The organism is Methanolinea mesophila, from assembly GCF_017873855.1.
In the GTDB taxonomy this organism is placed as follows: Archaea; Halobacteriota; Methanomicrobia; order Methanomicrobiales; family Methanospirillaceae; genus Methanolinea_B; species Methanolinea_B mesophila.
Window position 1 is genome coordinate 242,677 of sequence record NZ_JAGGKR010000001.1, and the last position, 14,552, is coordinate 257,228.

14 protein-coding genes and 1 tRNA gene are annotated in these 14,552 nt (G+C 54.5%); 7 read left to right on the forward strand and 8 right to left on the reverse strand.

Going from position 1 to position 14,552, the window contains the following annotated elements; translation table 11 throughout:
- The first annotated feature begins 85 nt into the window (after window positions 1–85).
- The 3 genes from ilvE (at window position 86) to J2741_RS01160 (ending at window position 2,369) form a co-directional block, all read left to right on the forward strand.
- Entirely contained in the window at window positions 86–952 is an 867-nt protein-coding gene (ilvE, locus tag J2741_RS01150) for a branched-chain-amino-acid transaminase (protein ID WP_209673225.1), read from the forward strand.
- Between the two features lie 727 nt (window positions 953–1,679).
- Window positions 1,680–1,754: transfer RNA gene (locus J2741_RS01155), tRNA-Glu, on the forward strand.
- Between the two features lie 375 nt (window positions 1,755–2,129).
- Window positions 2,130–2,369: a type II toxin-antitoxin system HicB family antitoxin gene (locus tag J2741_RS01160; RefSeq protein WP_209673226.1), complete on the forward strand. Its 240-nt coding sequence runs from the start codon at window positions 2,130–2,132 to the stop codon at window positions 2,367–2,369.
- Window positions 2,370–3,244: 875 nt separating this feature from the next.
- Here J2741_RS01160 and J2741_RS01165 read toward each other — a convergent pair.
- Window positions 3,245–3,442, reverse strand: coding sequence for a hypothetical protein (locus tag J2741_RS01165; protein ID WP_209673227.1), 198 nt, complete (start codon window positions 3,440–3,442; stop codon window positions 3,245–3,247).
- A gap of 54 nt (window positions 3,443–3,496) precedes the next feature.
- Between J2741_RS01165 and J2741_RS01170 the strand changes: the two genes are divergently transcribed.
- On the forward strand, window positions 3,497–4,102 hold the full coding sequence (locus tag J2741_RS01170) for a hypothetical protein (protein ID WP_209673228.1): 606 nt from the start codon (window positions 3,497–3,499) through the stop codon (window positions 4,100–4,102).
- A gap of 23 nt (window positions 4,103–4,125) precedes the next feature.
- On the opposite strand, the gene J2741_RS01175 is transcribed toward J2741_RS01170, so the two are convergent.
- Window positions 4,126–4,386, reverse strand: a complete 261-nt coding sequence (locus J2741_RS01175) for a hypothetical protein (protein WP_209673229.1) — start codon at window positions 4,384–4,386, stop codon at window positions 4,126–4,128.
- A gap of 381 nt (window positions 4,387–4,767) precedes the next feature.
- On the opposite strand from J2741_RS01175, the gene J2741_RS01180 reads away from it, so the two are divergent.
- Both J2741_RS01180 and J2741_RS01185 read left to right on the forward strand, forming a co-directional pair.
- The gene (locus J2741_RS01180) at window positions 4,768–5,316 is read left to right on the forward strand and encodes a hypothetical protein (protein ID WP_209673230.1); all 549 of its coding nucleotides are present in this window, start codon (window positions 4,768–4,770) and stop codon (window positions 5,314–5,316) included.
- A gap of 230 nt (window positions 5,317–5,546) precedes the next feature.
- Window positions 5,547–6,032: a hypothetical protein gene (locus J2741_RS01185; protein WP_209673231.1), complete on the forward strand. Its 486-nt coding sequence runs from the start codon at window positions 5,547–5,549 to the stop codon at window positions 6,030–6,032.
- Window positions 6,033–6,065: 33 nt separating this feature from the next.
- Here the strand turns inward: J2741_RS01185 and J2741_RS01190 are convergent, their stop codons facing one another.
- The 6 genes from J2741_RS01190 to J2741_RS01215 all read right to left on the reverse strand — a co-directional run bounded on the left by J2741_RS01190 (window position 6,066) and on the right by J2741_RS01215 (window position 13,915).
- Entirely contained in the window at window positions 6,066–6,290 is a 225-nt protein-coding gene (locus tag J2741_RS01190) for a hypothetical protein (protein WP_245249334.1), read from the reverse strand.
- A 635-nt stretch (window positions 6,291–6,925) separates the two neighbouring features.
- Window positions 6,926–7,225 carry a circadian clock KaiB family protein gene (locus tag J2741_RS01195; protein WP_209673232.1) on the reverse strand — a complete coding sequence of 100 codons (300 nt, stop codon included), beginning with the start codon at window positions 7,223–7,225 and terminating at the stop codon, window positions 6,926–6,928.
- Window positions 7,212–8,972: a circadian clock protein KaiC gene (gene kaiC, locus J2741_RS01200; protein ID WP_209673233.1), complete on the reverse strand. Its 1,761-nt coding sequence runs from the start codon at window positions 8,970–8,972 to the stop codon at window positions 7,212–7,214. Before kaiC ends, J2741_RS01195 begins: the two co-directional genes overlap by 14 nt.
- A 15-nt stretch (window positions 8,973–8,987) precedes the next feature.
- Window positions 8,988–10,127, reverse strand: a complete 1,140-nt coding sequence (locus J2741_RS01205; RefSeq protein ID WP_209673234.1) for a sensor histidine kinase — start codon at window positions 10,125–10,127, stop codon at window positions 8,988–8,990.
- 348 nt (window positions 10,128–10,475) lie between these two features.
- Window positions 10,476–12,929: a PAS domain-containing sensor histidine kinase gene (locus tag J2741_RS13005; RefSeq protein ID WP_209673235.1), complete on the reverse strand. Its 2,454-nt coding sequence runs from the start codon at window positions 12,927–12,929 to the stop codon at window positions 10,476–10,478.
- A gap of 539 nt (window positions 12,930–13,468) precedes the next feature.
- Window positions 13,469–13,915 (reverse strand): hypothetical protein, encoded by a 447-nt coding sequence (locus tag J2741_RS01215; protein ID WP_209673236.1) that lies wholly within the window; start codon window positions 13,913–13,915, stop codon window positions 13,469–13,471.
- 254 nt (window positions 13,916–14,169) lie between these two features.
- Between J2741_RS01215 and J2741_RS01220 the strand changes: the two genes are divergently transcribed.
- Window positions 14,170–14,427, forward strand: coding sequence for a DUF3303 domain-containing protein (locus tag J2741_RS01220; protein ID WP_209673237.1), 258 nt, complete (start codon window positions 14,170–14,172; stop codon window positions 14,425–14,427).
- Window positions 14,428–14,552 lie beyond the last annotated feature (125 nt).

A 14,552-nucleotide genomic window follows, 5' to 3' on the forward strand; every position in this document is an offset into this window, starting at 1 on the left:
AAAATGGCGCTTCACCTCCCTGCACTCCCCAGCCCTCTCGATCCAATAGATAACCTACATAACACAGTACGAAAGAACTACTACCATGGAGATCTACATCGACGGCCGCTTCTACCCCCGGGAAGAGGCCAAAATCTCGGTTTTTGACCACGGCCTTCTCTACGGGGACGGGGTGTTCGAAGGGATCCGTATGTACAACGGAAGGATCTTCCGGCTCGACGAGCACCTGGACCGGCTCTACGACTCGGCGAAGACGATCGACCTCTGCCCGCCCCTCTCCAAGAAGGAGATGGAGCAGGCGATCATCGATACGGTGAAGAAGAACAACCTCAAGGACGCCTACATCCGGCCCATCATCACCCGCGGAGTAGGCGACCTGGGCCTCTGCCCCACCAAGTGCCCGAAGCCCTCTGTCATCATCATCGCCACCGAGTGGGGCGCCATGTACGGCGACCTCTACGAGAAGGGACTCAAGGCGACGACCGTATCGGTCCGGAGGAACCCGGCCTGCTCCCTCCCGCCGAACGTAAAGAGCCTCAACTACCTCAACAATATCCTCGCCAAGATCGAGGCGAACTGCAAGGGCGGCGACGAGGCCATCATGTTCGACATGCAGGGGCACATCTCCGAGGGTTCGGGCGACAACATCTTCGTGGTCAAGAACGGGGTCATCTACACCCCGCCGACCCTGAACAACCTCCGGGGCATCACCCGGGCGGTCGTCCTGGAGATCGCGAAGTCCATGGGGATATCGGTTGTCGAGACCGACCTCGGGTACTTCGACCTCTACACCGCGGACGAGGTCTTCGTCACCGGGACGGCAGCCGAGGTCGCCCCCATCGTGTACGTCGACGGGCGTCACGTCGGGACCGGGAAACCCGGCCCCATCACCCGCCAGCTGATGGCAGGGTTCCACACCGTCACCGCGAAGGAAGGCACCCCGGCGTATTAGTGAAAAATATCAAATCCACTTACATCGGTATCCCGGGATACTGACTCACCACTCCTTTTTTCAGGGAAACGATCGACCGAAACAGGAACTGCACTGTCAGGGAGTCTTTGACCTGGTCCCCGGTCCAATGTACCCGGCCGACGCCCTCCAGGACGTTCTTTTTATCAGCTGGTCCGGAAGCGAGAACCGAAGGGGGTGTAGGGAAATAGGGGTTCTCCGGACCGGGCCGGGGCAATTCGGCCTGATATGCGACCGCTGTCGATGGCGCTGACCGCCGTTTCGGAGGCCGGGGCGACGAATTGTACGTCGGGAAAAGTGCATGGATTCTCAACCGAATAAAAGGGACCTTTTATTTCGCTGCAATGAACGTTATTTCGAAAAATATTTGATTATACAGGTACTTTCCATACGGGTGAACCCCATTTCCCCTGGAAGTCATCTTACCGGAGTTAAATAAGGGAAACGGAGGCCATACAGGGCGTATATTTTGGACCCTCGAAAAGGCCGGAGGATCGAGAGTTCTCATATCGGAGAGGACTGTTCCCAACCGGCCGGTCACGGGGATATACCGGATCCGAAGCACCCTTTCGGGGTTGATGTCCCCGGGATGCGTCCGCCCGTGCGGGGAGGTGCCGTCACCCATTTCCCCGGCCAATCCAGGGAGGTTTGACCTGCTGATTCCACAATTTATTTTTACCGGGATGGATAACTATTACAGGCAACCTTTGCTGCTATAGTGTAGTCCGGCCAATCATGTCGGCCTTTCACGCCGACGACTGGGGTTCGAATCCCCATAGCAGCATTCTGAGGCTATTTTTGGGTTATTTTATGGAATTGCCGGTTATATCATCGTATTTTCCTCAAATTTGGGAGAGGGGATTCGAACCCATAATCATTGTTCGGAATATCTCCTTACCTGTCATGTAGGAGCGAGTCACCGAGCGTCCGGGTCCGGTCCACAGCGACGAGCGGTCTGCGGAGCAGTCCGTGAGGAGCGGGACGGTAACAGCCGGCGGGGAGAAGCCTGCCACGAACCGCGGGCGTCATCGGTTTCCCGGAAAGGTCCCGCTGAAAAACGTCTATCGACTCTCATCCAGGGATCGTATTCCTTCCATGGCGTCTGCCTTTTCCTACATTTTATATCCGAATGCCTCCAAGTGGTATGCGAGAACGCTCTATGAAATTCAGTCTCCTCATTGAACAGGATGAAGAAGGGCGATACGTCGTGGAGTGCACCGATCTCCCCGGGTGCATGACTGAGGGCGAAACACTGGATGAGGCCATCGGGAATATCAACGAAGCCATCATCGGGTGCATCAAGTCGCGTCTTAAGACCGCGACCGAAAAGATCCACATTACCTCGCTCCCCACCCACATGAGTATTGACGTCGATACTAGTGGTATCACGTATGCCTAAGCTCCCACGGGCAGGCGGCGAGAAACATATCGCCGCGTTTGTACGTGCAGGGTGGATTGTGAACCATATCGAAGGGAGCCACCATATCCTTATAAAGAAAACAGCCCCATCCATCTTTCAATCCCTGTTCATTCCGGAAAAATCCTTGGTCCTGGCCTTCTTCGCAAATTGATCGGAAAGGCGGGAATGACTCCCGAAGAATATTGCGACTATTTTTATCGATAGGCTCTCGGAGCGATCTCCCCTAAAAATCATAACTCAACCTCGGGCCCGTCACCCCCACCGGAGCGGTCCCTCCCCTCGAACACCGTTCGGGAAAAAACGGGGGACCACCGGGAAGGGCTGCCGGACCCGGGGCAGGGTCGCGGAGAAGATGTGTATGCAACCTCCCGGTTGCATGAGCTAAATCCAAAGATCAGGACTATCGGAAAGTATTTTTCATGTTGAATACAAGTGATGACATAGAAGCGCGAGGTCCGTCCGCACCGGTGCCGGGACCTTGATGCTGACAATATGCAACCACTATACTCATTCAGAATAATGGGGGAAATAGAATGAAAACGAACCGAATAACAATTCTGTCGATTGCAATCGCATTTGCGATGCTCCTGATGATTATCCCCGTCAGCGCTGAACAGCTCAACATCACAACGCCGGACGGAAAATATTCCAACCCTTATCCGGACAAAGTATTCGGTGAGCAATTCCGAAGCCCGGAGAGACCTTGGGCTATTGGACGTAGTGTGACGAACATGGGACCTACGTGGGATGTTACCTGGACTTTTGTGATTTGTTTCACAGATGAGCAGATGGATCAGTATGTGGAATGGAGGGATAATAACTGGGATATGCCACTAATTGACGCATTAACACAACTAGTTCCGGAGCAGGTAGCTGCTCTGCCCGAAGACCTGGTGAGGTATCTCAAGGATACCAATGTACCAATCTACAATCGACCCCAGCCCCCCTGCTGGAGCAATCCTGGGAACGGCGATGTTTGGAAAGATCCCTGTAACACGGTAGTCCCACTGGAAGACGTTCCGCTGGTTATTAAAGATGGCATCAATTACCAAGGGGTTCCTCTTTACGACGACGTCAATACCTACGAGTATACTGATGCAGTAAAAATGCATCTCACGAACCTTGGATTATCAACCGATGCCCATACGGCCGATATTACCATCACTACATCGATTCCGAACGGTCGCTATACCATAACGATTCAGGCGAATACTCCCGATGGCACACAAAAGAGCTGGACATTCAGGAAAGAGTCGGACGGAACATGGATCGATGTGAATACGGGGTTGCAGATGAATGAGGACATGCAATATGTACTCGCAGCATGGAGATATGTGGACCCTCCAACCGAATCCGGTGCGCCAGTCTCACAAGTCCAACCCACGAATACATTCAACCTAGCAGCTCAGTCAAAGACCCTCTACCCCCATTCATTAAGCACCCTCGCGAACACTTTCCTCTCCCAGGCAGGAACCTCGAAAGTTTCCAAGGTAAACATCAGCTCGTTCGCCGGGACCAGGGCGACCACCGCCTCGACCGCCTCCACGGCCTTGCTCGTGTCGCAGGCTACGGTCTCATTGTCAGATGAGACCACAACGGGCGGGACCTTCGACATGGCATCGTTCGCGGCCTCGTACAGGAGCGGCGGCTCAGCGATCGCATCGAAGAGCTTCGGGTCGGATGTACTGGCGGCACGGGGGATCGGGGGATAAACGGGAAAATTGGCTGAATAAATTCATTCACTCCCCCCTTTCCCACCTCCTTTCAGCAGCCCATATTCGATTTCGTAATAGCACCCAGGGACCGAGATGAAGTACCGCATCTTCTTTTTCTCCTCAGCATCAGCAATCTGCTGAAGCAGCGAAGCCTGATCCTCGGGCGAGTGCCCGCAGATGACCCACTTCTTTGTCTCGTCGGTCATCTTCCAGGACCTGGCCGCCACCTCGGGCGGGGCCTTGACCACCGACTCGTCCTCCGGGTCGAAGAACGAGATCACGTTATCCTTCAGCGCTTCCGATTCCCACTGCCGGGCCTCGGCCAGGTCCCGCTTGACCAGGGCCTCGTCCTTGGCGTCAACCGCAACGAGTTTCTGCCGGTGCTGCTAGAAGGCGACCTAGTTCATATACTTTATATTCATCGCAGCGATGAACCTTCATCGTCCTGGTGAAGATTCACTGAACTTCCTGGTTATATGAAATAATCGAATTACCCGGAAAGTATTTGGAAGGTTAATCAAAATTGGAAAAGTGTCACAGGGGGGATTTGACGCTCTATCAAATCTTTATTCCCCACTGTGGCCCGTAGGCATAATGAGTTCGGCATTTAATCGTAAAAACCTTCTCATCGTGCCTCCGAAAGCACCAAGGCGGAATTAAAAATGAATAAAAGGCTAAAAAATGGGCATATTCTGTTTTCTTGCCTGATTTTAATCCTATGTGCGTTCCTTACAGGACAAGTTAGTGCGGCACCCATTGAAATCAGAGATAACATCCCATGTCCGTTTGAAAATCCAAATGCATATCAACCAGCAAATTCGATTGAATTGCCTTCAACATTCGAAGAATTACTAGTGTCAGACACCGCTGCTACAATGAAAACCCTGCTCCAAGACGATGTAAGGATAAGCTGTGGATTGGGGGTGCAAGGATATACAATATCCTACTGGGCAGCAAGTGCGGCCGAACCTGAAGTCTCACATCCATGGATGTATGTACAAGCTGCCTTAATGCACGATACACTCGTGGATCATATCGAAGATTCAGCGCCTATCGACGAAGGATATGGTGTAATTTCGGTCCAATCTCAGGACGCGTATACCGTTCCAAGTGGGACATACTATGTTATTGGGTGTCATCAGGGAGAACTACCTAATGAATATACCTACCATACTCATACACAGACGGGTACCCTTTACGTTGGTCCGTGAGATAGGTATTCGCGTATAGCAAAAAAGAGGTGAACAAATAAATGTTAAAAGGAAGGAAAAAATTCAAAATTTTTTCATTACTGGTGCTGATCTCATCGATCGGCATCTTCTGTGTTCCGGTATCAGGACTGTATATATGGAATGTCAATGATCCAGACAGCTGTCCGCTTGAGGCAGAGATCGGCGAATCCATCATTATCAGGGGCGATCCACCGCCTGATGAAAATATCGTGAAAGATCCTTATAATGCAACCGACGAACAAAAACAACTCTGCAGCGAGCTTCGGGGGAGCGACATTACGATGGGAGAATTCCTGAGAATCGTGTATCCACATTTATGGAACGGCCTCTCACCTGAAGATCAAAAAATGTATGATAGCTATAAGAAGGCCTGGGGTGCGGTCGATCCTATCCCGCTCCCCCCTTGGCATGAGCCCGGTGAGGCAGCTCCGTCAAAGACTGACTCCTCCCCATCATCAGGCACCCTCGCGAACACATTACTCTCCAGAGTAGCCATATCGAAATTTTCGATGGTGACCACCGCCCCCGCGGCCTTGCCCGTCTTGCAGGACAAGATTTCTTCGGTCGGTGAGACCACAACGGGCGGGAGCTTCGACATGGCATCGTTTGCGGCCTCATACAGGAGCGGTGGCACAGCGATCGCATCGAAGGGCTTCGGGTCGGATATACTGGCGGCACGGGGGATCGGGGGATAAAGGGTAAAAAGAAAATTGGCTGAAATAATTTATTCATCCCCCTTTCCCACCTCCCTTCAATAACCCGTACTCGATCTCGTAATAGCACCCGGGCACCGAGATCAGGTACTGGATCTTTTTCTGCCCTTCGGCATCTGCGATCTGCTTCAGCAGCGATGCCTGGTCCTCGGGCGAGTGCCCGCAGATGACCCACTTCTTCGTCTCATCGGTCATCTTCCAGGACCTGGCCGCCACCTCGGGCGGGGGCGGTCTCGGCAAATAACCCGCGCTTTACCGGGCGCTTCATTTTCCTTATTCATTTTTTGAAAATGAGACAATCCAGAGGGGATTCGAACTTCGTGTCAGGAATCCCCATAGCAGCACTCTAACGCTTCTTTTCGCTATTTTCAAAATCGTTCGTGAGTTCATGGTATTGTTCCTCACATGTGAAAAAAGAACTCTGACCTCGAGAGGACATTAGTATTATTTCCAGGTTTGTCGTTCGGGAAATGAATCGCCGAGTGTTGGTGTCCGGGCCATAGCGACGAGCGATCTGCCGTGAAATTCGTGAGGAGCGGGAAGGCCCAGGCGATCCGAAGCGAATGCATGAGCGAGCATGGCCGTCATCGTATCAAGGATGAACCGGAAGAAGCCGCCCCGTGTTGCGGGTGCGGGAGAAGGGAGTACCGGGCGATGAGGAAGAGCGGACCGGCGAAAAAGGAAACGAACACGGTGGGGCGCCACATTTCGGTCCTTTCCGGGATGGTGAAGATGAACGTGCTCCCCCTACCCGGCTCCGGTTCGACCAAAATCGGCCGCCGGGTCATACCACGGGGGATCAATTTCGATAAAGTGTCCCCCTTCCCTCGCTACCGATATGCACGCAGACTGGTCAAAGTCTTGAAACAGCCGGTCTACCCTCCCGGCCGTATATCGAGCCCCACCAGGACCCGCTCGGTCTTGGAGAGGTCCCCTATGATCTTCCGGATCGGCGGGGGCAGCTGCCGGATGAGCGTGGGAACGGCGATAATCTCGTCGTTCTTTGCAAGCTCCGGGTGCTCGAGCAGGTCGATCACCTCGATCTCGTACTTCCCTGCCAGGTGCTCCCTGCAGATCAGTTGCAGGTTCTCCAGCGCCCGATCGGCCTTGGAGGTATGCCCCGCGATATAGAGCCGGAGCCGCCAGAAGTCCTTGTCCATTTCAGAATTCGTCATGATGTACCTTTTTTTCCATGTCCCTGGAATTTTCCCCCGGATCGGCTTTCCGCCGGTCGGCGACCTGTTGCCGCTCTTCTAAGTCGACCCCTTTCTGCTCTTTTTCCCGTTCCGCCAGCCGGGAGAGCTCGCTCCTGCCGGCCTCCGCTTCTGCGTTGAGCGATTCGATCTGGGCATTTAACGCCTTTACCCTGTTCTCAATCTGCAGCTTCCGGGTGCGGAGTTCCTCCTCTTTCTGGCGTCGTTCTTCCCGGTCCTTTGCCTCCTGCAGGAACCGGGACGTCCCGGTGAGCAGCGAGCCGGGCCCCAGGTAGACATCGGAGAGCGAGATCCCCTTATCCGAAAGGATGAGCTCCCGTATCTGGTTGGAGTGGGCCATCCCCCTCGACTTCAGCACGTACAGGCCTTTGTTCCGCTCCCCGGGCTCCTCGATATCGGCAAGCATCAGCCAGGTATCGATAAGGGACGAGATCCGGGTGCTGCTTCCCCGCATTCCCTGTTCGTATTCCAGCTCGGTCATCACCGAGGTGATGTGGTTGACCTTTATCGAGTCGATGATCCTGGTGATCATCGCTTTGGAATCATCCGTGGTGCCCACCGCCTGGAGGTTGGAGATGGGATCGACGATCACCGCCGACGGGGAATAATCCCGGATCATCTTCAGCATGAGGGCGAGGTGCATCTCCAGCCCGTACAGTGCCGGCCTCGCGGCATGAATGTTCAGGAGGCCCGAGGCGAGGTGGGGTGAGAGGTCGATCCCGATAGACTGCATGTTCCGGACGATCTGGTCCGGGGACTCCTCGAACGCGAAGTAAAGGCATTTTTCACCTCTCCTGCAGCACGCGTTCGCGAATGCGGCCGCGAGCGAGGTCTTTCCGCTCCCGGCACTCCCCGAGATAAGCACGCTGGAGCCCCGGTAATACCCCTTCCCCCCGAGCATTGCGTCCAGCCGCTCGACCCCGGTGGAGACCCTGTCGCGGAGCGCCTCGTGGTGTAACCCGAGCGAAGTGATGGGGAGGACCGAGATGCCGTCCTCGCCGATCAGGAAGGGATATTCGTTCGTCCCGTGGGTCGAGCCACGGTACTTGACCACCCGGAGCCGCCGGGTGGATACCTGGTGGTCCACCCGGTGGTCGAGGAAGATCACGCAGTCAGAGACGTACTCCTCGAGCCCGTGCCGGGTGAACATCCCGTCCCCGGACTCGCCGGTAACCACCGCGGTAAGCTCCTTTTCTTTTATCCAGGAGAACAGCCGCACCAGTTCGGACCGCAGGACCCCTTCGTTCTGAAGGCCGGAGAAGAGGGACTCGATCGTGTCCAGGACCACTCGTTTCGCCCCGATCGACTCGACGGCCATCCCGAGCCGGATGAAGAGCCCTTCGAGGTCGTACTCGCCGGTCTCCTCGATGGTCCCCCGGTCGACGACCACGTGGTCGAGCGCGACCAGTTTCTCTTTCTGGAGGTCCAGGAGGTCGTACCCGAGCGACCTGACATTCTTCGCGAGGTCCGGGACCCTCTCCTCGAAGGAGATGAATACCCCGGGCTCGCCGTACTTCACTGCACCGTTCACCAGGAACTGGACCCCGAACAGGGTCTTTCCACACCCCGCCTTCCCGCAGACAAGCGTCGGCCTCCCTTCAGGAAGCCCGCCGCCGGTGATCTCGTCCAGTCCCTCGATCCCCGTCGGGCTCTTGGGGAATACGGGGGTCTCTCCCCCGGAATCCTTTAATCTGGCAGATTCTTTCATGCGAATGTACCCCTCTCATCCGGTCCGTGCGTAACGGGCCTGATCGCCGGTACCCGGCGCCGCGGGAATCGTGAAGAAGAAAGTGCTCCCGTTTCCTTCCGACGATTCCACCCATATACGTCCCCCGTGCCGTTCCACGATCTTCCTGCAGACCGCAAGCCCGATCCCGGTGCCGGGATAGGTCTTCTGGGTATGCAGCCTCTGGAAGATCTCAAAGACCTTGTCACTATATTCGGGATCGATCCCGATACCGTTGTCCTTCACGGAAATGCGCCACTCGTCGCCATCCCTGCGCCCGCCGATCCGTATCCGGGGATCTTCAGTCCCCCGGAACTTGAGCGCGTTCGAGATCAGGTTCTGGAAGACCTGGATCATCTGGGAATGGTCGGCGGAGACGACGGGAAGGACCTCCCACCGGATGTCCGCATTGCTCTCCTCGACCTGCACCGAGAGGTTCTGCAGGGCTTCGGCAAGGACCACGTTCAGGTTCACCTGCCCGAACGGTTTTGCCTGCGAGCCCACCCGCGAATATTCCAGCAGGTCGTTGACCAGTGCGTCCATCCTTGCGGCCCCGTCGACAATGTACCCGATGAACTCGTCCGCGTCATTGTCCAGCTTTCCCTGGTATTTCTGGGCCAGGAGCTGGGAGAAGCTCGTGACCATCCGGAGCGGCTCGCGGAGGTCGTGCGAGGCGATGTAGGCGAACCGTTCCAGTTCATTGTTGCTCTGCTGCAGGGCCATGGCGATCTTGTGCAGTTCCTCCTCGGCCCGTTTCTGCTCGGTGATGTCTGAAACGAGCACGATCCCGTACCGGATCGTACCCGTATCGTCCGGTACTGCGCTCGAACTGACATAAACCGCGCTCGTTTTTCCTTTCCCGTGAAAAAGCTCGACTTCCTCGTGGATGATGGTCTCGCCGGTCGCGAGCGTCCGTGCCAGCGGCCATTCGTCGACGAGGTACGGCCTCCAGTCGAGATGGAAGTCCTGCCCCGCGAGGGACTCCTGTTTCGGGATGGGGTGGCCCCATAACTCCCGCATGCGGCGGTTGACAAAGAGACACCTCCCGGAAGGAGCTTCGGTAATGATCACCCCAATCGGCAGATAATCGATAACAGGAAGAGGAGGGAATGAGGGTCCGGGGATGGGTTGATCCATCACGGCGGCACTGATCTCCGGTTCATTTTTATTGCCAGGGCTCACGTTTTCCCCCTTTTACTACCATGAAGTAGCGCATATCGGATAAAGTATTCGGACCTGACCTGCGACTCAGGCGATACAGACACGCCGGGTGATCTTTTTAACCGGGCTGCAAGCGGGAACGAGCGTCTTCGCTGGTAGACATAGGAGCGACGAGCGGTCTGCCCGGGAGCAGTCCGTGAGGAGCGGGAAAGAGCAGGCGATGCGACGCGAATACATGAGCGAGCATGGCCGTCGTCGTGTCATGGATGAACCAGGAGAGGCAGCCCCACGTTGTGAGTGCAGGGAGATCGGGAGCACCGGACGTCAGGAGGAGCGGACCGGCGACCGGAGCGAACATGGTGGGGCGTTACTTTCCGGTCCTGTCCGGTATGGTAAAGAAGAACGTGCTGCCCATCCCGGGCTCCGATTCGACCCGGATCCGGCCGCCGTGCCGCTCGACGATCCGCTTGCAGATGGCGAGCCCGATCCCCGTCCCCTGGTAGTCGCCCCTCGACTGCAGCCGCTGGAAGAGCTCGAAGATTTTTTCATGGTAATGCGGATCGATGCCGATCCCGTTGTCCCGGACCGAGAATTCCCATTCGTTTCCAATTTCACTGCACCGACAGAGACAACCGGCTCTTTGTTGTCATGGAACTTTATCGCATTCGAGAGCAGGTTCTGGAACACGAGCGTCACCTGCGAACGGTCTACGTAGACCGTGGGAAGGACGCCCACCTCGATTTTTGCCTTATTCTCCTTTATCGCCATGGAAAGACTTTTCCGTGTTTCTTCCAACACGATATTCATGTCGGTCGGTTCGAACGGTTTCCCCCGGGACGTGATCCTTGAATACTCGAGGAGGTCGTTCACCAGGGCGTCCATCTTCCTCCCGCCCTCCACGATGTAATCGATGAATTCATCGGCATCCGCATCGAGCCGGCCCTTGTAGTTCTTCTCCAGGAGCTGGGAGAAGCTGGTCACCATCCGGAGCGGTTCCCGGAGGTCGTGGGACGCGACGTAGGCGAACCGTTCCAGGTCCTCGTTGCTCTGTTTAAGGTTCTCGGCGTAGTTTTTTAGGCTTTCTTCAGCGTTCTTTCTCTCAGTGATATCCTGGCCCTGGGCGACGGTGGAGAGCACCGTCGTCCCGTCAGGTGAAAAAAGAGTCGCCGAGTTCCAGAGAACCGTGCGGATCGCTCCATCGGCATCGAGGATCGGGATCTCGACCACCTCCATTCGTTCCCCTGAAGAGGTCCTCCGGACCGCTTCCATTGCGGCATCGCGGAACTGGTCCGGGAACAGGACCGCAAGGTCTTTTCCGATCATGGATTCGGCCGGTTTTCCTGTCAGGAGCTCGAATGCATGGTTGAACCGGGTGATACGGTATCCGGGGTCCCAGACGATGATCGGGGCGTTGGCGTAACCGATCAGGTTCTCAAGGTACTGACTCGTCTCGCGCTCGGCGTGCTCGGCTTTCATGAGCTCTTCATAATTCTGTCTCAATTCTTCCTGGGTAGAGACGAGCTCTTCGTTCAGCTCGTTCAATTCTTCAAATTTCACTTTAAGGGCCTCTTCGGCACTTTTCCTGTCCGTGATGTCCCGGATGATACAGGTCCTCGCCCAGGTGGACCCGGCCGGATGCCCGAACACCGACATGTCGACCGGGAACTCGTTTCCATCCTTTCGCAGGGCAATCGTCTCGATGTGGTCACTGACCGGCAGTCCCTCGTTCCCCGTTGCCTCAGTGGAACACACTGCCCGGATTGCGGAGAGGAATCCGACTCCGGGAGCCATCAGGGCAATGGGGGTACCGACTGCCTCCTCCTGCGGATATCCGAACATCCGCTCGGCGGCCGGGTTCCAGACAAGCACCCGGTCGGCAGGGTCGAGGACCACGATCGCGCTGGTCGAGGCCTCCACGAGTGCCCGGTATCCGACCTCGGCTTCCCCGAAGAACTGAGCCAGCATCTCTTCGACGGGAACACCCTGCGCCGATGCGGTCCTTCTCACTCCGAGGTAGGCGACCAGAGCATAGCACGCCCCGACATATTCGGCGGTCCTCCCGAACCAGCCGACCAGCCCCCCGACCACCATCTCCTGGGCGAATGCGAACAGGCCGATTGAAAGGAGGCCGAAGGAGATTGCCATCCAGAAGAAGAAATCCTCCTTCTTCCTGGTGTTCTCCAGATAGAACATTACCGCCGAGGCCGCGAGCAAAACGATCGCGCTGATGAGAATGCCCTGGCGCAGCAGGGTCGGGCCGATGTCCTGGGTAAAGAACCGGGGGACGAGTCCCGCCAGGGTCGTGCCGGTGAAGAGAAGTATAAAAAGGCCCACTCCTGTATACAACAGCCCTGCGGTCCGGGTCCTTTTCGGGTCCGACAACCAGGCGGGATGATAGGTATTCGCCAGTGCGGCCGAGAATGCAAAAACTGCACCTACAAAAAATGCGGTGTTATAGACGGTGACGTTCAGGTTCGCCCCGTCCGGGAGTGATCGCACGAGCGCCGCGAGGATGCTGCCCATCCCCATGGCAAGCATCCCCCCGCCTATCAGCAGCACCGCGGGCCGCCCATACAAAGAATAGGTCCGGAAGGAGAGATACGCGATGAAAAGCGGGATAATTCCGACGAATATGGTGTTCGTGATCAGCAGCAGATAGGGGGGTTCGAATACCGTCTGGATACCAGAAAGCACGAGAATTTCAATGATAATGAAAAAAATCGGGATAAGTGCGAGACTCGCGAGCTTCCATCGTTCCTGATGTTGCGGGATTGGCATAGAAATCAAAAAAAAATGTTGGTATTGACTATGATGTCCGCTATGCACGTATAAAGGTGCGCTTTTAGAAATATCGCGACCCGGTGAAAAGATTTACACGTTCGGGCCACAGCGGCGAACGGTCTGCTCGGAAGCAGTCCGTGAGGAGCGGGAACGGGCAGGCGATGCGAAGCGAATAAATGAGCGAGCATGGCCGTAATGGGGGTGAACCAGGAGAAGCAGCCCCATGTTGCGAGTGCGGGGGAGAAGGAGCACCGGACGTTAGGTGGAGCGGCCCTGCGACCGGAGCGAACATGGTGGGGCGTCTGGATTAGACCGCCCGCGTCGAAGTCACACTCAACTACATTTTTCAAAATAGGGACAAAAATAATGATATTCGTGTCAGGGATTCGTGCACCTAAAAAAAGGGTATTCCCCTTGTGGGGGGCACTGTCCGGCCCTTATGCGGGATTACGGACGTGCGGAAGTTTCTCCTCACCCGGGAATGACGGTCATGATAGTCTGCCGGAGTTCTATTATTTAGAATTTGAATTTACGATTCAATCGGGAGCTCGTGCAGAATATTCACTCGTGACGGAATAAGTAAGGTTATATTTTTCATTAATAACCACTATCAATGCTGATCTTTCAAAATTGTAATATCTTATCTTGGTTTCTTTCGGCTTGAGATCTCCGATATCAGCTAAAAATCTGTTATCGCTGATACAGTTTCGGAACGGGAAATCATTTTGGTTATTGCAATAAGAAAATTGTTCAATTTTCACATTTTTGGCGGTAAAATTACTATTATTGAAAACAGTTACGGTAATGAGATATTTGTTTTCAGCATCGACATAATTTTTTACGTAAGTCCCATTATATTGAAAATCAGCCGTTACACAGATATCGGGATTAGGACCGCGATATGTGTGGGTGAGGCACCCTACAAAAAGTATGGATACACAGAGAATTGAGGTTAGTCCAGTTATTAGGACAATATTTTTCATTTTTTTCTTTCCTAGAATATCTTATTATAATAATCAAATATATCAATTCGATTAAATTATCTTTTTCAAATTGTTTTACGTTAAGAGTTGCCCATTTACCAGCAAAATAATGAATTCCATAGCAGCATTCTGTTTTATTGATGGTTCGATTCCTGTCTATTCATTTTCAAGATTGTTTTATATATTAGACGAATGATATTTCCAGCTACCTCATCCAACAATCATCCGGAGGGGTAGGAAACGGGGGTAAGAAAATGCTGTTCATGATTACGTTCCAGTGGGAACCGGGAAAGACGGATGAAGTGATGCAGATGCGGAAGAAGGAGACTCCGCATCCGGGAAGAAAGGTACTAAAAGAATGGATCGCACTCGAGTCAAATCTCGTGTACAGACTGGTAGAGCTCACCGATCCCGCAGCGCTGCTCAAGGCGACCCAGGGGTGGAGCGACATCGGATATATCGAAATGCACCCGGTGATGGAATCAGAAGAAGCGTTCAAGCTGCTGAAATAGGAAAAAGTCAGCCTGAAAATTCCTTTTTTTTCCGGATAATAGAATTGGACCGAATGATCTGAAGTACGAGAACTCTTTAAATTTTCGTAAAAAAGAGCATGGAACGGATATAATTGTCAACGAAG